Here is a 23,413-nt window from a genome sequence, read left to right as displayed (position 1 = left end):
CTGCAGGCCGTGGCCTGTGCTCTCTGATTTTCTGACGGAATGAATAACATGCTGGAACAGGATTTTTATGCCCTGGCAAACCAGGGCTATAACCGCGCACCCTTAAGCCGCGAAATTCTTGCCGATCTTGATACGCCTTTGTCCACCTACCTTAAATTGGCGCGTGGCCGACTAAGCTATTTGCTGGAGTCGGTGCAGGGCGGTGAAAAATGGGGTCGTTACTCGTTTATCGGGTTGCCATGCCGCGAATACCTTGAAGTGCGCGGGCAGCACATCCGTGTACTGCGTGACGATCAGGTGGTGGAAGAACACCTCGATCACGAAGACCCACTCGCCTTTATCGAAGCCTACAAAGCGCCATTTAAGGTGGCTGACTTACCCGGTTTGGCCCGCTTTAACGGTGGCTTGGTGGGTTATTTTGGTTATGACACCGTGCGCTACATCGAACCCAAATTGCGCGCGTCACAGCCGCTTGATGACATCGGCAACCCAGATATTTTGCTGATGGTGTCGGATGAAGTCATCGTATTTGACAACCTCGCCGGAAAACTGCACATCGTGGTGCATGGCAACCCGGCAAAAGCGGGCAGTTTTGCCGAAGCGCAAGCGCGACTGGATGCTTTAACTAAAGCACTGCATGATGCCCCGGTTCCGGACTTGCCTACACCGACTGGCGCGACCTTAAATGAAACCGACTTCCACAGCCATTTTGGTGAAGCTGCCTTTCACGCGGCTGTTGAGCGCATCAAGGAATACACCTTGGCGGGTGATATTATGCAGGCCGTGCCATCACAGCGCTTGAGTGCGGACTTCCCCTATGAGCCGCTGAATTTGTATCGGGCTCTGCGCAGCCTGAACCCCTCGCCCTATATGTTCTTTCTGGATTTGGGTGATCATCAGGTGGTGGGCAGTTCGCCCGAGATTCTGGCTCGGGTTGAAGGCGATGAAGTCACCGTTCGCCCCATCGCCGGAACACGCCATCGCGGAAAAACACCAGAAGACGATCAGGCGATGGAACGCGAGCTGTTGGCCGATCCCAAAGAAATTGCCGAACACCTGATGCTGATTGATCTCGGACGCAACGACGCGGGACGGGTAGCGCAAACGGGTACAGTGAAAGTCACCGACCAAATGGTGGTGGAGCGTTATTCCCATGTGATGCACATCGTGTCCAATGTCACGGCCAAACGCCGTGAGGACATAAGCGCTATCGATGTGCTGCGGGCCACCCATCCGGCCGGTACGCTCAGCGGTGCACCAAAAATTCGGGCGATGGAAATCATCGACGAGCTGGAACCGGTGAAACGCGGTATCTACGGCGGCGCGGTCGGCTACTTGGGTTGGAACGATAATATGGACATGGCCATTGCCATTCGCACAGCGGTCATCAAAAACGGCACACTCTATGTGCAAGCTGGAGCAGGGGTGGTGGCGGATTCCGTGCCGCGTCTGGAGTGGAAAGAAACCATGAATAAAGCGCGGGCGATCTTCCGCGCCGCAGAACTGGTCAGCCGTGGTTTACGAGTGGAGTAGGGGAACAACATGATATTAATGATCGATAATTACGATTCGTTCACCTACAACATCGTGCAGTATTTGGGTGAACTGGGTGCCGATGTGCGCGTGGTCCGTAACGACGAAATGACGCTGGACCAGTTGGTCGCGTTAAAACCAGAAAAAGTGGTGATCTCCCCCGGGCCCTGTACACCGAATGAAGCGGGCGTATCGGTTGCGGTGATTGAGCACTTTGCGGGCAAGGTACCCATTTTAGGCATTTGCTTGGGTCATCAAAGCATCGGGCAAGCGTTTGGCGGCGATATCGTGCGCGCCAAGTCGGTGATGCACGGGAAAACCAGCCCGATTTTTCACCATAATGTCGGCGTGTTTAACGGGCTAAAGCAAGGTTATACAGCGACGCGCTATCATTCTCTGGTGATTGCGCAAGACAGCCTGCCCGAGTGCTTGGAAGTTACCGCATGGACGCAAAACGATGATGGCTCGGTTGATGAAATCATGGGTGTACGGCACAAAACACTGGACATCGAAGGTGTACAGTTTCATCCCGAGTCCATTCTGACCGAGCATGGGCATGACTTATTGCAGAACTTTTTGCGCAAGGGTGCAATCAGTTGATCCTGACGCAACGGATAGGAGAGTTGAGATTATGAACATTCAACAAGCACTGGCGCGTGTTGCTGAACACGGTCACTTGGATCAAGACGAGATGCAAACGGTGATGCGGCAGATCATGACTGGGGAGTGTACTCCCGCTCAAATTGGTGCCTTTTTGATGGGTTTGCGCTTGAACGGTGAAAGTTTGGAAGAAATTACTGGTGCTGCCACGGTGATGCGCGAACTGTCGACCAAAATTGCCGTCGACACGAATGGCTTGGTGGATACCTGTGGCACCGGCGGCGATGGGCAAAACCTGTTCAATATCTCGACCGGCGCGGCGTTTGTGGTGGCGGCCGCAGGTGGCCGAGTCGCCAAGCACGGCAATCGTGGTGTGTCGTCCAGTTCCGGCAGTGCCGATGTGCTGGAGGCCGCCGGGGTCAATCTGAATTTAACGCCCGATCAAGTGGCACGAGCGATCGACAGCATTGGTGTTGGGTTCTTGTTTGCACCGGCGCACCACAGTGCGATGAAGCATGCCATTGGACCCCGTAAGGAAATGGGCATGCGTACCATCTTTAATATGCTGGGGCCGATCACCAACCCTGCCGGTGTGAAGCGGCAGGTCTTGGGTGTGTTTTCGGCCGCCCTGTGCGAACCCTTGGCCAATGTACTGAAGCGGTTGGGCAGCGAGCACGTCATGGTGGTGCATGCCAAAGACGGTTTGGATGAAATCAGCTTGGCGGCACCAACCACGGTGGCCGAGTTGAAAGACGGTCAGGTCATGACCTATCAGATTACCCCCGAAGACGTCGGTATTGAAACGCAAACCCTGACGGGATTGGTGGTTAAGGACGCGGCCGAAAGTCTGGCGTTGATTCAGTCCGCGCTTGCGGGTGGCAAAGATGCTGTTGGCCGTAAAGCGATGGATATCTTGGCGTTGAATGCTGGTGCGGCCATCTATGTGGCGGGTGTTGCCAGCAACTTGCGCGAAGGCGTCAGCATGGCACAAGATGCTATGGGCAGCGGCCTTGCACTGGAGAAAATGAAAGAATACGCGGCTTTTAGTCGGGTATTTGCCGAGGAGCAAGGCGCATGAGCTTGCCAACGGTATTGGAAAAAATCATTGCCCGTAAACATGAAGAAGTCGCTGCTCGGCAGCAACAGGCCAGTGTGGCTGACCTGCAAGCGCGTTTTGATGACGTTGAGCCACCACGCGGTTTTGTGGCGGCATTGGAAGCCCGGCAGCACGCAGGGCAAGCAGCGGTCATTGCCGAAATCAAGAAAGCATCACCCAGTAAAGGGGTTATTCGTCCGGACTTTGATCCGCCACAAATAGCACGGTCTTACGCGCAGCATGGTGCAGCCTGCTTGTCGGTCTTGACCGATGTCGATTTTTTTCAAGGTGCGGATGCGTATTTACAACAGGTGAGGGCCGCCTGTTCTTTGCCGGTGATTCGGAAGGATTTTTTGGTGGATCCGTACCAGATCATTGAAGCGCGTGCCTTGGGTGCAGACTGCGTGTTGTTGATTGTCGCGGCGTTGAACGATACCCAACTGTCAGAACTGAATGCTTTGGCCCAGGATTTAGGCATGGACGTTTTGGTGGAAGTGCATGATCGGGCAGAGCTGGAGCGTGCTTTGCCGTTAGGCAATCGCTTGCTGGGTATCAATAACCGTAATCTGCATACATTCGACGTAACCTTGGACACCACCTTTGCATTGCTGGATGCCTGTGCTGACCGCTTTGTGATTACCGAGAGTGGCATCTTGTCACAGGCCGATGTGGCGGCTATGCGGGCGCAAAACGTGAACGGGTTTTTGGTGGGTGAAGCCTTTATGCGCGCACCGGAGCCGGGTGAAAAGCTGGCGGAGCTTTTTGCCGGAACGCTTTCTTAGTACGTATCTTTAAATGTGAGGAGAGGGCGATATGCCAGCGTTATTTCAGGTATTGATCTTGTTGTTTCTCGGGTTGTTTGTGTTGGTAACCGTCACCAAAAAATATCCCGTTAATTTGTCCGAAAAGCAGGGCCGCACGTTAATGTATGTGGCCATGGGCGCTATGGCGTTGGCGGCGGTTGTGAGCTTGTTTCGCCTAGCGACGGGAGGCTGAAGAGGGCGCCTCTGAGGTTTTTGATTGTTTCCTAGCCCGTAACCTCAGTGAGTAAGTACTGTATGCGCTTAATGGCCATAGTTTTCCAAGGGTGAGGTGGTCGGCCCGCGAGTACCAAAGACCACGGTTGTTTTACCTTTCACGCTGATGAGTCCTTGGTCTTCCAGTGTTTTCAAGACCCGGCCGACCATCTCGCGGGAGCAGCCAACGATTTGCCCGATTTCTTGCCGCGTGATTCGAAGCTGGGTGCCATCGGGGTGTGACATCGCACCCGGTTGCTTACATAAATCCAGTAGCGTACGGGCCACCCGCCCCGTAACATCGAGAAACGCCAAGTCGCCGACTTTCCGTGTGGTATTGCGTAGGCGGCTCGCCATTTGCTCACCGATGAAATAGAGAATGCGAGGGTCTTTATTCGCAATGTCACGAAAACGCGAATAAGAGATTTCGGCAACTTCACAGTCGGTACGAGTTTTCACCCAAGCTGATCGTTTTTCTACCCGATCGAACAAACCCATTTCACCAAAGAAATCGCCATTATTTAAATACGCCATGATCATTTCTCGCCCGTCTTCATCTTCAAGGCTGACCGCGACGGTACCTTTGATCAAATAAAATAATGAGTCGCTATGATCACCCGCATAAATCAGTGTGGTTTTCGGCGGGTGCCGCCGACGCTGACACTGTGATAGGAAAAAGTCTAAATGCTGATGTTCCATGGGTTCCGTCGTCATGACTTTATAATTCTATGATGAGTAGTGGATGAAAGAGTGCCTTAAAACGTTTACGGTCACAAGGTAAGGAGACCTTCCTATAGTACTCAAGAATGCGCACGGGTAAACAGTGTTTGAACCATGAGCCGAAGTAGACATTGTGAAAACAGAAAAGGCAGCCCAAGGCTGCCTAGTGTCTATCGGGAGCTGAACGTCGGTATAACGCCAGCAATCGAATGCTGATCGCTACGCATTACGCAGAGGTGCTAGACCGACGACGTCCTGCCCATACGCCCATCAAGCCAACCCCCAACAAGGTTAAGGCAACGGGTTCAGGGACCGGCAGGCTGATGTCTACACCCGCAATGGTGGCGCCATCAAACGCCATGCCGGTGTCATAGCCAGTATCCGACCAGTTAACCACACCAATTTCCAAGTAGTAGTTCGCCGCGGTGGGGATATCATAGGACGCTAAAATCCAGCCAGTATAGCCACAACCTGTGCTGTAACATTGGCCGGAAGAACCGCCCAGTGGAGACCATGCGGGTCCACCACCAATAATGGGCGTGCTGTCTGGCAGCAGTGTGGCAGCGGGCGTTGGCATGCCAAAACCGGGTACTGTATCGCCACCTGGCGTAGTGCGTGCAGTAAATAATAGGGCTGCTTCGGTCATGTCTTCGTTCAACAGACGCGCCCAGCCATAGTCGGCATAGCCTGAGCCGTCAGAGGTCACGTAGTTGAAGTAAAAGCGGAATTCGTCACCGGCGTCGGCCGTAAAAAGATTCGACACAATTTTGGACCCGTTGGTAGCGCCGCTACCTACAGCGGGCAAGCCCAAACCGGTTACACCTGAACCGGCCGTCGACACCCAGCCGTATTGCGTGGAATCAGCAACGGGCGACAAACCCACCACGCCATTCGCGCCGGATACACCGTAGCTGCCAGTGCCGGTCCAATCATCAATAACGATAGCCTGGGCCGGAGCAATCAGAGCTGCACCCAGTAGCGCGGCTAATAGGGTTTTTTGGTTGTTACGCATAGTCAAGATCCGTCGTGAGTCTTAATAATAAGGTTTGGCAGGTTGCCTGATGATGTTTAAGCTAGTTTCGTGCCAACAAAAATAATTCAATAAAAACAATGAGATACGTTGTTTCCGTGCAGTGTTCAAAATGGGTGTGTAATATTTTTCGACAGTGGATCTTGATGCTACAGAGCACGGGCACCCTATGATAAGCTAGGCGCCTCTTTTTTCATGACAGTGTAGGTGATGAGCATGCAAGCAACGGTCCGGTGGGATGGTGCAGTTCAATTTTCGGCAACCCCAAGCAGTGGGCACACCGTGATCATGGATGGTTCGCCGGACTTGGGTGGCACGAACGCAGGTCCGCGACCCATGGAAATGATGTTAATGGGTTTGGGCGGCTGTACCTCGATTGATGTCATGCTCATGCTGCAGAAGTCCCGCCAAGACGTCACCGACTGTGTGGCGGAGTTGACCGCAGAGCGGGCCGATGCCGTGCCAGCCGTGTTCACCAAAATACATGTGCACTTTGTGGTTACTGGGCGTGATTTGAAAGAATCCCATGTTAAGCGCGCCATAGAGTTATCGGCGGAAAAATACTGCTCGGCGTCCATCATGTTGGCAGCCGGTGGGGTAGAGATCACACACAGCTATGCCTTGATCGAGGCAGACCGTTGATAGCGCGTTTTCAGCATTTGGAGCGTGAACAACAAGGTATGGCGCTCGGCCTAGCGGCGGTGTTGTTGTGGTCGACGGTGGCTACTGCCTTTAAGTTGGCGTTGAACGTTTGGCCCTTAATTGGCGTGCTCTGGTTGTCGTCCACCGTTAGCCTCGTGCTATTCAGCGGTGTGCTTTGGCACTTAGGGCTTTTGGGTCGTGCCATACGCTGGCTGCGGCGCTATTGGCGACGCGCCATACTGATGGGCCTGCTGAACCCGGTGGTGTATTACTTCACTTTGTTTGCCGCCTACGATCAATTGTCGGCACAGATCGCCCAGCCGATCAATTATACGTGGGCCTTCGTGCTGTCTTTAATGGCTGCCATCTGGCTTAAAGCGCCCATACGCGCGCGCGATTGGCAGGGTATGGCCTTGGGGTATTTGGGTGTATTGGTGTTGGTCTTGGGTGCACAAGGACGGCTGGAAGTTACGTTGCCCGGCGTATTTCTGGCGATCCTCAGTACCTTTTTCTGGGCGTTATATTGGGTGGTCGGAATGCGCGACAAGCGCCCGCCCTTGGTCGCGATGTTCCATCACTTTTTGATCGCCTGGCCGGTGTTAACGGTGATCATGCTGTGGCAGGGTACGGACTTCTTCCGTGAATCCGCTGGCTGGCTGCCCACGCTCTATATTGGCTTGTTTGAAATGGGGCTGGCGTTTTTGTTTTGGATGACCGCCTTGCAGCGGGTTAAAAATACGGCCCGCGTGGCTAACCTGATCTTCATCGCGCCCTTTTTAAGTTTGATCTGGGTGAGCCTGATTTTGCACGAACCTATTTTGGCCAGTAGCCCGATCGGCCTGGGCTTTATCTTGCTTGGTCAGTGGTGGCAACGGCGTAAGGAAAAGCTGCCCAGTCCGACTTCCTAGCGCTTTTCCTTTTAAAAGGGGAACAGGCGGGGCAGCATCATGAGAGTGACGCTCATGGCCAACAGTTGCAGTGGGACACCGACCTTAACGAAGTCGATGAAACGATAGTTGCCGGGTGTGACGATCAAGGTGTTGACCGGTGACGCGATCGGTGTTGCAAAAGCTGTTGATGCCGCAATGGCGATGGCCATCATAAAGGGCATAGGGTTTAGCCCCAAACCCTGTGCAATGGCCAGCGTGATCGGCGCCATTAACACCGTGGTGGCGGTGTTGGAAATAAACTGACTCAACAGTGATGTCACCACAAAGACACCGGCGCATATCCACACCGGAGGGAGATCGCCAAAGCGCGTCAGCGTTTCTTGTACGATCAGCTCAGCGGCCCCAGTGGTTTGCATGGCGAGCGCTAACGGAATCATACCGGCGATCAGGACCAAGCTCCGCCCGTTCAGGGAGCGGTAGGCCTCGGTAATGTTGAGACAACCGGACGCAATCATCAGGATTGCAGCCACCAGTATGGTGGTTAAATTGTCCAACCACCCGGTGGTCATGACCAGAATCATACTAAGAATAATAATGGTGGCATGGCGTGCTTTCTCAGCATGCAAGGGCGCTTCTTGCATTTCCAGCGGACGGGTCAGCGCGACGAAACTGTGTCCGCCATCGAGACTGCGCAAGCGGTCCCAACTGGCGGAGATCAACAGCGTATCACCGACCGCTAACGGTGTGGTTTGATAGGCGGTTTGCAGGGTTTCATTCTGCCGTCGAACCCCTACCACACTGGCTTGAAAGCGTTCACGAAAACGCAGCTCTTTGAGTGTGCGGCCTTCGAGCGGTGACTGTGGCGTAACCAATACCTCCATGGCACCAAAAAACTTTTGTACCCGGCGGTGTTCTTCATGGCTGAGTGCGGACAGTGCGATACTTTGCTCACTGCCCAGTCTTTCCACATCAGCTCGTCGTCCGTAAACGTACAGGGTATCGCCGCCGCGTACGCGTGTGTTGGCCAACACGGCATCCAACGTCGACAAAGAACCACCGCGATGGCGGCTGGCGAACACCGTGGTCTCGTATTCGCTGCGCAGACCGGCCTCAATCACCGTTTTACCGACCAAGGGTGAGTCGTCGGGAACCAGTAAGCGAAATAATTGATCTTCCACTGCATAGCGCTCAAACAATGAGTGCAGCGAGAATCCGGCTTGAACATCGTGGGTTTCTTTTTTCGGCAGAAGGTGGCGGGCAACCAGGATCAAATACAGACTGCCCACCACCAGAACGGCCACCCCAAGGGGAGTGAAGGCAAAGAAGCCAAAGGAATCCAACCCTGCGCTGTGTAAGGCATCGGTCACAATGATGTTGGGAGGGGTGCCAATCAGCGTCAGCATGCCGCCAATCAAAGCCGCAAAGGCCAGCGGCATGAGGATTCGAGAAGCATTAAAGCCGGAAGCGCGCGCCATACTAAGCACCACGGGAATCAGCAGGGCCACCGCACCGGTAGAGCTCATAAAAGCAGAAAGAATGGCCACCACAGGAAGAATGACCAACAGCAGTTGGGTTTCCGAGCGGCCACCTACACGTAGGATCCATCGCCCTACGCTGGCTGCCACGCCGGTACTGGCTAAGCCCTCGCCGACGATAAACAAGCCAGCGATCATCACAACAACCGGTTCGCCGAATCCGGCAACCGCCTGCGCCGGTGTGATAACGCCCGACAACGCCAGAACAATCATGACGCCGATCGCCACCAAGTCCATACGGACGAGGTCAGTAATGAAAACAACAATGGTGATGGCCAGTAACGCTAGAACGAAAATAATTTCCCCGGTCATGCCGGATTCGAACCCCCACTGTAGGTTAAAAATGACAGCAGAGGTGCATACAACAGCCGCTGTGCGTTATTTTCTATCGTCTTTGTGCGCGTCTTTGTAAATAAACCAGAAGAACCCACCGGCAAACGCAATGGTCAATAAGACCGCAGCCACCCCAGCGACAACAATGGTATCAATGTACATAACGCATCCCCCCTTTTCGTGATAACCCTAGTGTACGTAGGGACAAAGGAGAATTGTTGATCTGCGTCAGCTGTTCGTGAGATCGAGTAACCCCAATTCGAGACGTTCCGCGTCGCTGAGTGAAGCGATGTTGCACAGTTCACCATGCTGTAGCACATGAATCTCTTTCGCGTTCCCACCAAAACTGATCAGTTCTTGATGTTGAAAACGGGTAAAGACCCGGCTCACGGTTTCAACCGCTAAACCCAGGAAATTGGCCATGTCAGAGCGTGACATGGTCAGACGAAACATGCGCTCGGAGTAACCCCGTCGTTTAAAACGATGGGCCAAGCTGAGCAAAAAGGAGGCGACACGTTCTTCAGCACTCTTTTTCGACAGCAGCATCATCATTTGTTGATCTTCACGGATTTCACGCCCCATGATACGCATGATTTGGCGCCGCAAGTCAGGCAATTGGTTGCTCAATTCATCCAAGAGGGCGACGGGGATTTCACACACGTTGGTGGTTTCCAATGCCTTGGCCGAGGCTTGGTAGGTGGCAACGTCATAACTGGACAGACCGATCATCTCACTGGCCAAATGAAAGCCGGTGATTTGTTCTTCACCGTCTTTGGTCAGGGTATAGGTCTTTAAGGTGCCGGTGCGTACAGCGTAGACGGAGGTAAATGCATCACCTTGATGAAAGAGGTGTTCACCCTTTTGAATCGGTCGGCCACGCTTGATGATCTCGTCCAGTTTTTCAATGTCGGCAAAGGATAGCGATACCGGCAAGCACAGCGGGTTAAGTGAGCAGGTCTTGCAGGCCGTCGATTGTAAAGCCATAGCGGTTCTTCCATTTTTTGTTCAGTACGGACGCCTCTACTGGGCCAGGATGTCCGTGCCATCGCTGACATGAGTGTCGTCAGTTGGCACAAAACTGCGCACGCGCGTTTGTGCCAACGGGCCATCGTGTTCAGAAAATCCGACCGATTGCATGGGTATACTGTTGCTGGTCAACCCGGAAAAGTCAAACAGCTTACCGTCCGCCAGTTGGGAAGGTGCGACATTTTGCAGGGCGGCGAACATGATGTCCGAACGGCCGGGGTGCTGCTTGTCCCAATCCACAATCATCTGCTTGATGTTCTGGCGTTGTAAATTCTCCTGTGAGCCACAGAGGTTACAGGGGATGATGGGGAATTTCAGGTAGTCGGAAAACACCTGTATGTCCTTTTCTTTGCAGTAGGCAAGAGGACGAATCAGGATGTTCCGCTGGCTGTCCGAGCGCAGTTTCGGTGGCATGGCTTTCAGCTTACCACCGTAAAACAGGTTCAGAAAAAAGGTCTCTAGAATGTCGTCTCGGTGATGACCCAAGGCAATTTTGGTGGCGCCGATTTCGTCGGCAAACGCATACAGTGTACCGCGCCGTAACCGCGAGCAAATACCACAGGTGGTTTTTCCTTCCGGCACGACCTCTTGCACGATGCTATAGGTATCGCGTTCGAGAATGTGATAAGCAATACCTTGCTGTTCAAGATACTCCGGCAGGATATGCTCCGGAAAGCCGGGTTGCTTTTGGTCCAGGTTCACCGCCACCAGTTCAAACCGAATGGGCGCACTTTTCTGCAAGTTGCGCAAAATTTCCAGCATGGTGTAGGAGTCTTTACCACCGCTCAGGCACACCATGATCTTGTCGCCATCTTCAATCATATTAAAGTCGGCAATCGCACGTCCTGTCTCACGGCGCAGACGCTTTTGCAGTTTGTTGAATTCGGTACGACGCTTTTTGTCTGCCGCCGTGCTTGGCGTCACAGTGTCTTCGGTATAGCTGATGGTGGTCATGGCGATCACAGTGCAGAGAGTTTTCAAAGGCGCGTTTTAACACCAACCTTATTGAGAGTAAAGCCTCTTCATTGAGGAGGTGTGATGTGTTCGGTCGCTTCGTTGAGCAAATGTTCAATTAAAGGAATGACCACCTGTTGCTTGGGATTTAATGGCCGCGGGTACAGTGGTTCATCCCGGTCGTTGAGGCGCGTTTTCCACGCGCTGGTGTGGCGTAGAAAGTGACGGGCAAAGTCCATACTTTCCTGCAGGCAGCCGTGCAAAATAACATCGAGATAACTTTGTGCAATCGGGTGGTGGCTCTCGGAAGGCTGCGGCATATACACCCAGTATTCGCCTTCGGGCAATTGATGGCCGCGCACCAGCTCCAGTTGTTCGCGGGCCAAAGGGACACGCTCGTATTCCACTTCACGCGCATCAAAGTGACGTAATTCACTGTCGTTTAACGGAAACAAAACACCGCCTGTTTTCTTGTCCGCTTGGCGGTGAATGCCGACTACACTGAGTTGCGCACCCGCAATCGGGACATTCCAGCCGCGCTCTACCCCATGCAAAATAACCGGAAAGGCTTCACCCGTGACACCGGTACGGGCCCGGCTATCGGCACACATCAGGCTCCCGTAGCCAAAGATCCAATGCGTCATAAATGGCTCTACGTTAAAACAGATGCGCTATTGTGCCATAACAGAGCCATAAGCGCATGCGGGTCGAACGCATGCAGATGGCCCGGCATTGGCGCAATGAAGGGCCACAGCATCCAGAGTCCTAACGCCAACAGCAGCAGTCCGGCCAATGTTTTACCCCCAGGATGTTGCATAATCCTTTGCAACCTTTGCGCAAACATCATCGCGCCCAACATGCTGGGCAAGGTGCCCACGCCGAACAGCAGCATCACACCGGCGCCCAAGGTGATGGATTGGCTCGACGACGCTAAGCCCAAGACGCTGTATACCAGCCCGCAGGGCAACCAACCCCACAGGGCGCCAGCGGCAATGGCGCGAGGCCACGAGTTGATGGGTAGCACTTTACGGGTATGCGGCTGAATGTGGCGCCACACCTGTTTACCCAAGGTTTCAAGGCGCACCAGCACGCGCCACCAACCGGTGATGTACAGGCCGAGTGCAATTACCCAGAGCGCTGCGAACACTCGCAAGGCCGGAGAAAACATAGTGGGTAAAAAGCTGGTCAGGCCGCCCACGAAAGCGCCGATGACCATGTAAGTGCCGATGCGACCGACATGGTAGCCGATGGCCAAAGGACGCCGCGCGGTACTGAGCCCCAAGGCAGACACAATGCCGCCACACATCGCCAAGCAGTGACCACTGCCCAACAGGCCGCTCAATAAAGCAGGCAGCAGAAATGTGAGACTATCATTCATCAGATTCTGTTCGTGTGTGTGCTTCCGTCGGAAGCGCTGCATTCGGCTTTGTCGTTTTTTCTCGTTGTGCCGCTTCTTTGTGTTGTGCCGCTTTTTTGTGTTGCTCGGGCGTGCGTGCGTCGGGCGGGATCAAGGACTCATCTTCATCAAATAGTATGCGATGGGCTGGACTGTCCAAGTCGTCATATTGACCTGATTTTATGCCCCACACCAAAAAGCTGATGGCGACCGTCAGCAACAACAGGCTAATGGGAATGAGTAAGAGCAATATCGACATGGAATTTCCTAAGCAATACGCCGCACCCGCAAGGCGTTCAGTACCACAATGAGTGAGCTGGCCGACATGCCTATGGCGGCCATCCAAGGGGTTACCCAACCCATACCGGCCAAAGGAATGGCGACCACATTATACACAGTGGCCCATTGAACATTTTGTCGGGTGATTTGTGCGGCGCGCCGTGCTACCCGCACGGCCAATGGAAGGGTTTCCAGTCGCCCGTTCAATATCAATGCATCGGCCTGTTGTTTCGACCAGTCAGTGCCGTTCGCCATGGCGACGCTCACATCTGCCCCACCCAGCGCTGCGGCATCATTCAGGCCATCGCCCACCATGGCCACGACATGGTTGTCGGCTTGCATCGACTGCAATAAGGCCAGCTTGGTATCGGCTGTCGCTCCGTTCAGCACCGTCATCTCGGGTACGGCGCTACCGACCTGCCGGGCTACCCATGCCACATGCGGCGACGGGTCGCCAGAAAGAACACCCGGCCGGACACCCAGTTGTTCGAGTTCGGTCAGGGCGACGGCCGCGTCGGCTCGTACGGCGTCAACCAATTGCATATCCAACCAGGGTATTCGGTCGACGTGCAAACGTATCCATTGTTGCGGGATGGCAGGTTCAGCCGCATGTTCATTGGCCAGAGAGTCGTCGGCCGGTAAGTAGGTGCTCAGTTGGTAATGGTGTCCGGACCGTTCACCCGTCACACCTTCATTGGGTAACCAAGCCCAGTTTTGCCAGTCGAACCAGGCCGGTGCAATGTCGGTAAAAGCCGAGGCGATGGGGTGTTCACTGGGACGTTCTAACGCTGCGGCGACCGCCAATGCAGTGGAAAGCGCCGGAGCCGCAGGGTGGACTTGTTGTTCGCCCAAACTGTATTTGCCTTCTGTCAATGTGCCGGTCTTGTCGAACCATATTTGGTCGACCCGGCTCAAGGTGGTGAGGACATGACCACGGGTGATCAGAAAGCCCGCGCGGCGCAGCCGATCATTGGCCACGGTCAAGACGGTAGGGGCCGCCAACGACAGTGCGCAGGGGCAGGTAACCACCAAAACACTGATGGCAATCCAAAACGCGCGGTCGGCGTCGATGAACAACCAGGCGGTATAGCTGACGGCGGCCAACAAGAGAATTAACGCCACAAATTGCTGGGCCAATCGGTCGGTGATCTGGATCAGTCGAGGTTTTTCGGCTTGGGCACGCGCCAGTAGTCGTTGCAATGTCGATAAGGCAGAGTCACCGACCCGGTGCGTGACCTCCAACACCATGGGCTGGCCCAGATTGATGCTGCCCGCCAGAAGCTTGTCCCCCTTGATCAAAGCCCGCGGGCGGTGCTCACCCGTGGTACTGGATTCATCCACTTCGGCTTGCCGGGAGCACAAGCGTCCATCAACCGGCAGGCATTCTCCGGGCAACAAGTGCACGCGCTGACCAGGTTTTAGTTCGTTGACGGCGGTGGGTTGTACGCTGCCGTCAGCCTGCTCAACGTGCACAAAAGCCGGTATCAAATCATCCAGTGCATTGCCGCTGTCGGCCAGCGCACGACGTGACCGGAACTCTAAAAACCTGCCCAGCAACAAGAAAAAGGTGAACATGCATAAGGATTCAAAATACACCTCACCACTATGGGTCAGTGTAGCGATCACACTGGCGGCGAAGGTCAGCAAGATGGCGATGGCCACCGGCACATCCATGCCTAAACGGCCGTGGCGCACGTCATTCCACGCATGGACATAAAAGGGCCAAGCCGCATAACTGATCACGGGTAGCGTTAAAATCAAACTTGCCCAGCGCACAATCAACTCGGTCGTGGGGTCAATGTTGCCCGTATACAGCACGATGGCGTTCATCATGACCTGCATGGAGCCGACGCCCGCAGCGATCAGACGCAACATAAACTGACGTTGTTCCCTGTCTTGTTCTTGTTGCGCCAGACTAGCGACATAGGGTTTCAACAGGTACCCCAATTCCGCCATGCGTTGCGCCAGCGCAGACAAGGATGCACCGGCGCGCCACGCCAGGCGCAGACGCTGGGTGCTTTGATTCACTTGGGCGGATATGACGCCCTCTTGTTGCAGGAGATGGCGTTCGATCAGCGACACGCAGGCGGCACAGGTGATGCCCTCAACCTGCAAAGTCGCGCTGCATTCGTCTGCCGACTCGACAATAAATCGGGCTTGCACCTGAGCATTGTCCAACTGCTCGATTTGCTGACGTTCTTGTGTGGTTAACGTCCGGATCGGGCGCGGATTGGCGCGCCATTGGTAAAAATCGTCCAGCCCGGCGGCATAGATAGATTCCGCCGCCGCTTGACATCCCGTACAGCAGAAAGCGACGGCATCGCCGTTGGGAAGAACACCAGGCACCTGTTGCTGCCCGAGTGGTAACTGACAGTGATAGCACTGGCCGCGTTGATCGGTCACTCAATACACTCGTGGAAAGAGTTCAATGGCCGCTTCTATGGGAAGTTGGATTTCACCGCGCAAGCGCCACATAAGCTCTGTACCCACCGGCTTGAGATGTGCGTACCGTCGGCCACTCATGTCCGGTAATGGGCCGGATTGATAGAGCCCCTCACCACGGTGGGTCAAAACGACCAAGCTGTCCAGCGCTTCGCGAGTTGGAAATATTAATTCCAAGTGCAGTTGCTGCGGCCAGTCGCTGGTTAAGCCTTGCACATTTATTTGCCAGGACTCGTTGCGGACATTCAATTGCGCACTCATGCCCATGTCGCGTGCGCGAATATCATCGTCTTGCCGCACATCATAACCTCGATAACTGCGGTACACGTCTTCGGCGACGTTGCCGTCACGGTCATTCAGGGCCAGTGGAATTAAGAAGACGAGCGTGCCAAAAATGGCGGCAAAAAGAGGCGCCATCGCGACCCAAAAAAAGCCAACGCGATACCACGGAACAAAGGTGTCTGAGTTTTGCTGTGTATTCATCGGAAACTGCTCGGTCCAAAAAATCGGGATTCTTTCGAGACATACAATTCGGGGTTATCCACGGCGGTGGCCGCAAAAAAGATGTCAATGGATGGGCGCGTAAGGTTGTCCGGGTCTGTTTCAACCCGCACCGGTACGTTTACGCTCTCTCCGGCCGCCACATGGATGCGCTCCGGGCTGATGAGCTGTAACGCAATGTCACCGTTCACGTTTAGGGTAAACACCTGATCTTGCTGGCCTTTGTTCATCAAACGCAGCGTATAGCTGTTCTCTACGGTGCCATAGGGCGTGATGCGGTGCAGTGCTCCCCGATCACGGATAACGTCCAGCTCGGCGGGCACTCGAGCGGTGATAAACACGGCCATTAAGACAAACATGGTGACCAGCACGAGGCCGTAGCCAATCAAGCGGGGACGCAGAATGCGGGTTTTCTGTCCGGCCAGGTTATGTTCGGTGGTATAGCGCACCAACCCTTTCGGGTAGTTCATTTGTTCCATCACCGAATCACAGGCGTCGATACAGGCGGCACAAGATATACATTCATACTGCAAGCCGTCTCGAATATCGATACCCGTTGGACACACCTGCACACAGAGTTCGCAGTCGATGCAGTCACCCAATCCAGCAGCTTGGTAATCGGCATCTTTCTTGCGGGCGCCACGCGGTTCGCCGCGTGCCGCATCATAGGACACAATGAGCGTGTCCTGATCAAACATAGCGGCTTGAAAACGCGCATAAGGGCACATGTAGATGCACACCTGTTCCCGCATCCAACCTGCGTTGCCGTACGTGGCCAAGGTGAAGAAGCCGACCCAGAACAACGCCCAGCCGCCGACATTGAAGGTCAGTAGACTGGGTATCAGTTCACGTATCGGTACAAAATACCCGACGAAGGTGACCGCGGTTACCAGAGCTACCAACAACCACCCCAGATGTTTGATCGCCTTGCGTAAGGCTTTATTGGCGGTGATTGGCTGTTTATCCAATTTTTTGCGGGCGTTGCGTTTGCCTTCCGTTTTCTCTTCGATAAACACGAAAATCCATGTCCATACCGATTGCGGACAGGTATAGCCACACCACACCCGACCCGCAAACACGGTGATGAAAAACAGGCCAAACGCACAAATGATCAAGGCAAAACTGAGTAGGAAGAAATCCTGCGGCCAAAAGGTCACATTGAAAATGTGGAACTGACGACGCCCTAAATCGAACAACACCGCTTGGCGTTCGCCGACTTGCAGCCAGACGATGCCAAAATACAGGGTGAACAGGTAGAGCACACCGGCAAAACGTAAGTTTCGAAACCATCCTTTAATGCGCCGGATATAAATTTTATCCGGCGCAACGTACATGCTGTATTCCTGTACGCCTGTACCTTCAGGGGTGACATCTTTGACTTCAATTTTGTCGGTCATGACAGCTCTTAATGGTTAACGTATTGCCAATCTAATGAATTATTCGCCGCCCAAACTGTACACATACGCGGCGACCAAATGGATCTGGTCATTACCGAGGATTGACTGCCAGGCTGGCATCAAACCTTGGCGACCACTGCGCAGCGTCAGCTTGATGTCTTCTTCCAGCGCCAGGTTCGGGTTGTCATACAACCAGATGTTGTTGGTCAGGTTCGGTGCACCGAGCATTTGATTGCCGGTGCCTTCCGGGCCATGACAAGCAGCACAGGCATTGGCGAAGATGTTTGCTCCACGCGTCGCCGCATTGGTGTTATGCGGTTGTCCGGCCAGCTGCATAACGTATTGCGTCACCTGATCCAGTTCGTTTGAACTGAGGGCGTTGCGGAAACTGGGCATTAACGCTTGGCGACCTTGCAACAGCGTTTGAGTAATGGCTTCCGGTGTGCCGCCCCATTGCCAGTCTCCGTTGGTTAAGCTGGGGAACCCATACGCGCCTGCGGCAGACACGCCATGACAAACCGAGCAGTTGTTTTCATAAATCCGCTGCCCCATGCGCAAGGCTTGCTCGTTATCTTGCAGGTCACGGATGGGTACGCGGGAAAATTCCGAGAACACCGCACCATAACGCTGGGCGTGGGCGATTTGTTCATCCCGCAATTGTTGTTCGGAAGACCAGCCGCTGATGCCGTTCCAGCCGGTGGGGTAGTAGATCAGGTAGCCGATGGCAAATACGATGGTGATGGCAAATAACTGCAACCACCATTTCGGCATGGGCTTGTTGTATTCTTCGATACCATCAAATTCGTGACCCATGGTTTCATCGGGCTTTTGCGGTAATTTCATGGTACTGGTGAAATAAATCAGCGCCGCGATCCCGGCAATAAAGGCAAAGGGAATAATGATGATGTAGGCAGACCAGAAGCTACTCATTGTTGGTGTTCTCCATGAGGCGCAGATCGTTCGGCGCGCACGTTGTCTGTATGGGTGGTTGGCTCGTCGTCGTCAGCAAAGGGCAAGTTGGCGGCTTCTTCAAAGCGCTTTTTTTGCTTGCCACTGTAGGCCCATAACGCGATACCGATAAAGGCCGCCATAACAAAGACGGTAGCCAGACCACGCAGGTCATTAATATCCATTGAATCGACCTCGTTACTGTTTCCAGGTACCCAGATTTTGTACATAGGCAATGAGTGCATCGACTTCACGCACACCGCGCACTTCATCCGCTGCCGCCGCAATTTGTTCGTCGGTATAGGGCACACCCAGACGACGTAAGGCGGTCATTTTTTGCGCCGTTTGGCTACCATCCAATTCGCGTTCAAACAACCATTCATACGATGGCATGTTGGACTCGGGAACCACGTCGCGCGGGTTATAGAAGTGCGCCCGGTGCCACTCGTCACTGTAGCGACCACCGACCATTGCCAAATCTGGTCCGGTGCGTTTGGAACCCCACAAGAAGGGGTGATCGTAGACAAAGTCTTCCGTGGTCGAGAAATGACGGCCGCTGCCATAGCGTTCTACTTCCGCACGCAGGGGGCGTACCATTTGCGTATGGCATACGTGACAGCCTTCACGGATGTATATATCCCGACCTTCCAGTTGCAGGGCGGTGAACGGCTCTAAACCTTCTGCGGGTTGACGCTCGCGGTCGGCGGCGATCAAGGGCACGATTTCAACCAAGCCGCCAAAGCTTATGGCAAACACCACCAGCACAATCATTAAGCCCAGATTTTTTTCAACCTTTTCGTGTTGCATGTTTCTTCTCCAAAAGGGCAATTCAGTTGGCAGTGGCTAGAGCAGCCTCGGGGGCGGCATCGGGTGCATTGTTTTTGGCGGCTTGAATGGTTTTGTACACATTCCAGGCCATCAACAACATACCGGCTAAGAAAATGGCACCACCAATAACGCGCAACAAATAGCCGGGGTAGCTGCGTTCAACCGACTGCACAAAGCTGTACATCAAGGTGCCGTCCTGGTGCACCGCACGCCACATCAGACCTTGCATGATGCCGTTGACCCACATCGCCACCACATACAGAACGGTGCCAATGGTGGCGAGCCAGAAGTGGATGTTGATCCAGTTCACACTGTACATTTCAGTGCGGCCGTACAGGCGAGGAATCATGTGGTACAGCGCGCCCACCGAGATCATGGCGACCCAGCCCAATGCACCGGAATGCACGTGGCCGATGGTCCAGTCGGTGTTGTGCGATAACGCATTGACCGTTTTGATGGACATCATGGGGCCTTCGAAGGTGGCCATGCCATAGAACGACAAGGACACCACTAAGAAGCGCAGAATCGGGTCGGTACGCAGTTTGTGCCACGCACCACTGAGCGTCATCATGCCGTTAATCATGCCGCCCCAAGACGGTGCCAGCAGAATTAACGACATGGCCATGCCGAGATTTTGTGCCCAATCGGGCAGTGCGGAATAGTGCAGGTGGTGACCACCGGCCCACATGTACACACTGATCAACGCCCAGAAGTGCACGATGGATAAACGGTAGGAATAAATAGGTCTTTCGGCTTGCTTCGGCACGTAATAGTACATCATGCCGAGGAAACCGGCGGTCAGGAAGAAGCCGACGGCGTTGTGCCCGTACCACCATTGGATCATGGCATCAGTAGTGCCTGCATAGGCGGAATAGGATTTAAACAAGGACACCGGCATGGCGGCACTGTTCACGATGTGCAGTACGGCCACCGTGATAATAAAGGCTAAATAGAACCAAAGGCCGACATAAATGTGCGGCATTTTCCGACGTCGGATGGTTTCAACAAACACCACGAGATAGGCAACCCAAACCAAGGCAATGAGAATATCAATCGGCCATTCCAGTTCGGCGTATTCTTTGGCGGAAGTCAGACCCAATGGCAAGGTAACCACGGCGGCCACAATCACCGCCTGCCAGCCCCAAAATACGAATTTGACCAGGCCGTCAAATGCCAAGCGGACTTGGCAAACTCGTTGCACCACATAAAACGATGTCCCCATCAGTGCCGAGCCGCCGAACGCAAAAATCACCGCGTTGGTATGCAGAGGGCGGAGGCGACCGAAATGGAAAATGCCCAAGTTGAGTTCTGGCCACATCATCTGCGCGGCAATGATGACACCAACGGCCATGCCGATGATGCCCCACAACACCGTGACGATCGAAAACTGACGAACCACTTGGTAGTTATAGGTAGGGTGCTCATATTGAGCCGAAAGTGTGTTACTCATTATTGTATCCAGAGCCTTTCCAGTGTTTATAAAACTGTCGCAGCTGTCCTTTAGACGTGCGTCAGCTTTCTTTAACGGCCATTGCCATGCAAGCGACTACAGTATGGTAGTCACCCTCCCATGCTGCAAATGACTTGGGTCAAGTTAATCTCTAAAAACTTCAGTAGAGAACGAAAAGGGTGCGTTAGAGATCATTGGCAATGAGTGTAGAACATTCATCCGCTGGATGAGTGCGACAATTTGACGCACTGAAAAGTAAAGGAAGGGAAAGCCCTGAAGAACTCAGCGCCAGGCACGCTCCCACGCATTGAAAACACGTTCAGGGTACCAGGTTTGCCCGTAGCTGCCGTTGTACCGCGCCAAGGCCGGTGTCAGGTCTCCACGCTCGCGCTGTAAATAGTGCGCAAGAATCGTGGTGCCATAGCGAATATTGGTTTCCAAGTCGAACAGATTGTCGTCCGGACGGCCAATCTCGCGGGTCCAGAACGGCATCACCTGCATATAGCCACGGGCACCCGCGTGAGAGAGGGCAAAACGGTCGAAGTTGCTTTCCACTTGAATCAGCGCCAATACGAGCTGCGGGTCAAGGTCCAGTCGTTTGGATTCTCTATGCACGGCGCGCAACAAATCCAAGCGTTCTTGCTCGTTCGGAATGCGGCGGGTTAATCGGCCAGACATCTGTACCAGCCAAACTTGCGCTTCGAAACGATCTTCAAACCCATCGTCCGCCGCCATGGCGTGGGTGAGTGACGCCAGTAACATCGGGTCAACCGGCGTTGCTGGTTGCGCCGTCACGCGCGCGCCCGTCAGCAGTAAAATGAAGGTCAACAACCAGAGGTAAGGGTGTTGACGACGCAACCGTGAAAGCGTCATGCTCGTCCTTTGGTAACATTTTTTCATCGGATTCGAATCAACGGCTTAATATAGCGCCAAAACTCGTTATAATCGCGCTCTTTAATTTCTCTCAGGCCAAGCTCCGGCTTCGCGGCCTGCCAAAAACACAGCGAGCATTCTGGATAATACTATGCGAACTCATTACTGCGGGGAACTGCGAAGTTCTCACAACGAAGAAACGGTCACACTTTGCGGCTGGGTACATCGTCGGCGTGACCATGGCGGCGTCATTTTCCTGGACCTGCGCGACCGTGACGGACTCGTTCAGGTGGTGTTCGATCCTGATGACGACGTGAATTTCAACACCGCAGATAGAGTGCGCAGTGAATATGTGGTTAAGGTCACCGGGCGTGTACGTGCTCGTCCTGAAGGTACAGTGAACAAAGACCTGCCGACCGGCGAAATAGAAGTATTGGGCAAACAGATCACCGTACTGAACGCGGCCGCTACGCCTCCATTCCCGCTTGACAGTCATTCCGGGGTGGGTGAAGACGTACGATTGAAATATCGCTATATGGATCTGCGCCGTCCAGAAATGCAAAGCAAACTGATTCTGCGCAGCCGTATTTCAACGGCGCTGCGCCGTTATTTGGATGACAAAGGGTTCCTGGAAATCGAAACGCCCATTCTGACCCGCGCCACGCCGGAAGGTGCGCGGGACTATTTGGTGCCCAGTCGTACGCATGATGGCAAATTCTTTGCCTTGCCGCAGTCGCCCCAGTTGTTCAAGCAATTGTTAATGGTGGCCGGGTTTGATCGTTATTATCAAATCGCTAAGTGTTTCCGCGATGAAGACCTGCGCGCTGACCGGCAGCCCGAATTTACCCAAATCGACATGGAAGCCTCGTTCGTTGAAGAGAGCGACATCATGGGCGTGGCCGAAGGGATGATTCGTCATATCTTTAAAGAGAGCCTGGGCATTGAGTTCGGCGAATTGCCGCACATGCCTTTTTCTGAAGCTATGGAACGTTACGGCAGTGATAAGCCCGACCTGCGCATTCCGCTAGAATTAGTGACCGTTAGCGACTTGATGGCTGAGGTAGAGTTCAAAGTATTCTCTGGTCCCGCGACCGACCCCAAAGGCCGTGTTGCCGCACTGCGCGTACCCAAAGGCAGTGAGCTAACTCGTAAGCAAATTGATGACTACACCAAGTATGTGGGCATCTTCGGGGCGAAAGGTCTGGCCTATATTAAAGTCAACGATCTGTCTGACTTGGAAGAAGGCCTGCAGTCGCCCATTGTGAAGTTCTTGCCTGTGGCTGTACGCAAAGCCTTGTTGGAGCGCTTGGGTGCTGAAAACGGCGATTTGATTTTCTTTGGTGCCGATAAAGCCCGTATCGTTAACGATGCATTGGGCGCGTTGCGCATCAAGCTGGGAGAAGATTTGAATCTGTATACGGCTGAGTGGGCGCCGCTGTGGGTCGTTGATTTCCCCATGTTCGAGCAAGATGACGACGGCAGCTTGCACGCCTTACACCACCCGTTTACCGCCCCGCAGTGCACGCCGGAAGAGTTGCGTGCAGCACCGGAAAAAGCGCTGAGCCGTGCTTATGACTTGGTACTTAACGGTACTGAGTTGGGTGGTGGTTCTATTCGTATTCACGACCAAGCGATGCAAGCGGTGGTGTTTGATCTGTTGGCTATTACGCCTGAAGAACAGCGGGAGAAGTTTGGCTTCCTGCTGGATGCCTTGCAATACGGCGCACCACCGCACGGCGGTTTGGCCTTTGGCTTTGATCGGTTGATCATGTTGATGACCGGCGCGGACAGTATCCGTGACGTGATTGCCTTCCCGAAGACTCAATCGGCCGCCTGTGTTATGACGCAAGCGCCTGGTGAGGTCAGTAACGAGCAGTTGCGCGAATTGAACATTCGGGTTCGTAAGTCCGTCACCGAAGGTTGA

General features: G+C 54.0%; 25 protein-coding genes. 8 read left to right on the top strand and 17 right to left on the bottom strand.

Translation table 11 applies throughout. The features are described 5' to 3' along the window. Nucleotides 1-48 precede the first annotated feature (48 nt). Genes trpE through ACFOSD_RS00705 form a run of 5 tightly spaced genes read left to right on the top strand, consistent with a single transcriptional unit; the run spans nucleotide 49 to nucleotide 4,225 of the window. Nucleotides 49-1,533 (top strand): anthranilate synthase component I, encoded by a 1,485-nt coding sequence (trpE, locus tag ACFOSD_RS00725; protein WP_380694648.1) that lies wholly within the window; start codon nucleotides 49-51, stop codon nucleotides 1,531-1,533. Between the two features lie 9 nt (nucleotides 1,534-1,542). Beyond that, nucleotides 1,543-2,133 (top strand): anthranilate synthase component II, encoded by a 591-nt coding sequence (locus ACFOSD_RS00720; protein WP_380694650.1) that lies wholly within the window; start codon nucleotides 1,543-1,545, stop codon nucleotides 2,131-2,133. Nucleotides 2,134-2,164: 31 nt separating this feature from the next. Beyond that, nucleotides 2,165-3,211 (top strand): anthranilate phosphoribosyltransferase, encoded by a 1,047-nt coding sequence (gene trpD, locus ACFOSD_RS00715; protein ID WP_380694652.1) that lies wholly within the window; start codon nucleotides 2,165-2,167, stop codon nucleotides 3,209-3,211. After that, nucleotides 3,208-4,011 (top strand): indole-3-glycerol phosphate synthase TrpC, encoded by an 804-nt coding sequence (gene trpC / locus ACFOSD_RS00710; RefSeq protein WP_380694654.1) that lies wholly within the window; start codon nucleotides 3,208-3,210, stop codon nucleotides 4,009-4,011. The genes trpD and trpC overlap by 4 nt, the downstream gene beginning before the upstream one ends. A 31-nt stretch (nucleotides 4,012-4,042) precedes the next feature. Further along, nucleotides 4,043-4,225 carry a hypothetical protein gene (locus ACFOSD_RS00705; protein WP_380694656.1) on the top strand — a complete coding sequence of 61 codons (183 nt, stop codon included), beginning with the start codon at nucleotides 4,043-4,045 and terminating at the stop codon, nucleotides 4,223-4,225. Between the two features lie 68 nt (nucleotides 4,226-4,293). Here the strand turns inward: ACFOSD_RS00705 and crp are convergent, their stop codons facing one another. Continuing rightward, a complete protein-coding gene (gene crp, locus ACFOSD_RS00700; RefSeq protein WP_380694658.1) occupies nucleotides 4,294-4,959 on the bottom strand; it encodes a cAMP-activated global transcriptional regulator CRP in 666 nt (221 codons plus the stop codon). Nucleotides 4,960-5,191: 232 nt separating this feature from the next. Next, a complete protein-coding gene (locus tag ACFOSD_RS00695; RefSeq protein WP_380694660.1) occupies nucleotides 5,192-5,977 on the bottom strand; it encodes an NF038132 family protein in 786 nt (261 codons plus the stop codon). Between the two features lie 234 nt (nucleotides 5,978-6,211). On the opposite strand from ACFOSD_RS00695, the gene ACFOSD_RS00690 reads away from it, so the two are divergent. Further along, complete coding sequence (locus tag ACFOSD_RS00690) at nucleotides 6,212-6,637, top strand: OsmC family protein (RefSeq protein WP_380694662.1); 426 nt, start codon at nucleotides 6,212-6,214, stop codon at nucleotides 6,635-6,637. Beyond that, nucleotides 6,634-7,545 carry a DMT family transporter gene (locus ACFOSD_RS00685; protein WP_380694665.1) on the top strand — a complete coding sequence of 304 codons (912 nt, stop codon included), beginning with the start codon at nucleotides 6,634-6,636 and terminating at the stop codon, nucleotides 7,543-7,545. Before ACFOSD_RS00690 ends, ACFOSD_RS00685 begins: the two co-directional genes overlap by 4 nt. A gap of 11 nt (nucleotides 7,546-7,556) precedes the next feature. Here the strand turns inward: ACFOSD_RS00685 and ACFOSD_RS00680 are convergent, their stop codons facing one another. The 15 genes from ACFOSD_RS00680 to ACFOSD_RS00610 all read right to left on the bottom strand — a co-directional run bounded on the left by ACFOSD_RS00680 (nucleotide 7,557) and on the right by ACFOSD_RS00610 (nucleotide 21,489). Next, nucleotides 7,557-9,374, bottom strand: coding sequence for an SLC13 family permease (locus ACFOSD_RS00680; protein WP_380694667.1), 1,818 nt, complete (start codon nucleotides 9,372-9,374; stop codon nucleotides 7,557-7,559). Nucleotides 9,375-9,440: 66 nt separating this feature from the next. Beyond that, nucleotides 9,441-9,557 (bottom strand): cytochrome c oxidase subunit CcoM, encoded by a 117-nt coding sequence (gene ccoM, locus ACFOSD_RS00675; protein ID WP_380694669.1) that lies wholly within the window; start codon nucleotides 9,555-9,557, stop codon nucleotides 9,441-9,443. Nucleotides 9,558-9,623: 66 nt separating this feature from the next. Beyond that, nucleotides 9,624-10,379 carry a fumarate/nitrate reduction transcriptional regulator Fnr gene (gene fnr / locus ACFOSD_RS00670; RefSeq protein WP_380694671.1) on the bottom strand — a complete coding sequence of 252 codons (756 nt, stop codon included), beginning with the start codon at nucleotides 10,377-10,379 and terminating at the stop codon, nucleotides 9,624-9,626. Nucleotides 10,380-10,415: 36 nt separating this feature from the next. Beyond that, a complete protein-coding gene (gene ttcA / locus ACFOSD_RS00665; protein ID WP_380694673.1) occupies nucleotides 10,416-11,375 on the bottom strand; it encodes a tRNA 2-thiocytidine(32) synthetase TtcA in 960 nt (319 codons plus the stop codon). A gap of 68 nt (nucleotides 11,376-11,443) precedes the next feature. Then, entirely contained in the window at nucleotides 11,444-12,019 is a 576-nt protein-coding gene (locus ACFOSD_RS00660) for a gamma-glutamylcyclotransferase family protein (RefSeq protein WP_380694675.1), read from the bottom strand. A gap of 8 nt (nucleotides 12,020-12,027) precedes the next feature. Then, nucleotides 12,028-12,753, bottom strand: coding sequence for a sulfite exporter TauE/SafE family protein (locus ACFOSD_RS00655; protein WP_380694677.1), 726 nt, complete (start codon nucleotides 12,751-12,753; stop codon nucleotides 12,028-12,030). Further along, nucleotides 12,746-13,030 (bottom strand): cbb3-type cytochrome oxidase assembly protein CcoS, encoded by a 285-nt coding sequence (ccoS, locus tag ACFOSD_RS00650; RefSeq protein ID WP_380694679.1) that lies wholly within the window; start codon nucleotides 13,028-13,030, stop codon nucleotides 12,746-12,748. The genes ACFOSD_RS00655 and ccoS overlap by 8 nt, the downstream gene beginning before the upstream one ends. Nucleotides 13,031-13,038: 8 nt before the next feature. Further along, nucleotides 13,039-15,453, bottom strand: a complete 2,415-nt coding sequence (locus ACFOSD_RS00645) for a heavy metal translocating P-type ATPase (protein WP_380694681.1) — start codon at nucleotides 15,451-15,453, stop codon at nucleotides 13,039-13,041. Further along, nucleotides 15,454-15,975, bottom strand: coding sequence for a FixH family protein (locus ACFOSD_RS00640; RefSeq protein WP_380694683.1), 522 nt, complete (start codon nucleotides 15,973-15,975; stop codon nucleotides 15,454-15,456). Next, a complete protein-coding gene (gene ccoG, locus ACFOSD_RS00635; RefSeq protein ID WP_380694685.1) occupies nucleotides 15,972-17,390 on the bottom strand; it encodes a cytochrome c oxidase accessory protein CcoG in 1,419 nt (472 codons plus the stop codon). The genes ACFOSD_RS00640 and ccoG overlap by 4 nt, the downstream gene beginning before the upstream one ends. Before the next feature lie 39 nt (nucleotides 17,391-17,429). Further along, on the bottom strand, nucleotides 17,430-18,320 hold the full coding sequence (ccoP, locus tag ACFOSD_RS00630; protein ID WP_380694687.1) for a cytochrome-c oxidase, cbb3-type subunit III: 891 nt from the start codon (nucleotides 18,318-18,320) through the stop codon (nucleotides 17,430-17,432). Next, nucleotides 18,317-18,523, bottom strand: a complete 207-nt coding sequence (locus ACFOSD_RS00625; RefSeq protein ID WP_380694690.1) for a cbb3-type cytochrome oxidase subunit 3 — start codon at nucleotides 18,521-18,523, stop codon at nucleotides 18,317-18,319. Before ACFOSD_RS00625 ends, ccoP begins: the two co-directional genes overlap by 4 nt. A gap of 13 nt (nucleotides 18,524-18,536) precedes the next feature. Further along, complete coding sequence (ccoO, locus tag ACFOSD_RS00620; protein ID WP_380694692.1) at nucleotides 18,537-19,145, bottom strand: cytochrome-c oxidase, cbb3-type subunit II; 609 nt, start codon at nucleotides 19,143-19,145, stop codon at nucleotides 18,537-18,539. 22 nt (nucleotides 19,146-19,167) lie between these two features. Beyond that, nucleotides 19,168-20,616 carry a cytochrome-c oxidase, cbb3-type subunit I gene (gene ccoN / locus ACFOSD_RS00615; RefSeq protein WP_380694695.1) on the bottom strand — a complete coding sequence of 483 codons (1,449 nt, stop codon included), beginning with the start codon at nucleotides 20,614-20,616 and terminating at the stop codon, nucleotides 19,168-19,170. 282 nt (nucleotides 20,617-20,898) lie between these two features. After that, the gene (locus ACFOSD_RS00610; RefSeq protein WP_380694697.1) at nucleotides 20,899-21,489 is read right to left on the bottom strand and encodes a transglycosylase SLT domain-containing protein; all 591 of its coding nucleotides are present in this window, start codon (nucleotides 21,487-21,489) and stop codon (nucleotides 20,899-20,901) included. Nucleotides 21,490-21,640: 151 nt separating this feature from the next. Here ACFOSD_RS00610 and aspS point away from each other — a divergent pair, with 151 nt between their 5' ends. Beyond that, nucleotides 21,641-23,413 carry an aspartate--tRNA ligase gene (aspS, locus tag ACFOSD_RS00605; protein WP_380694699.1) on the top strand — a complete coding sequence of 591 codons (1,773 nt, stop codon included), beginning with the start codon at nucleotides 21,641-21,643 and terminating at the stop codon, nucleotides 23,411-23,413.

Origin of the sequence: Salinispirillum marinum, assembly GCF_042650105.1 — a bacterium.
GTDB lineage: Bacteria > Pseudomonadota > Gammaproteobacteria > Pseudomonadales > Natronospirillaceae > Salinispirillum > Salinispirillum marinum.
The sequence above is the reverse complement of the archived record's forward strand: the minus strand, read 5'-3'. Positions and strand labels throughout refer to the sequence as shown.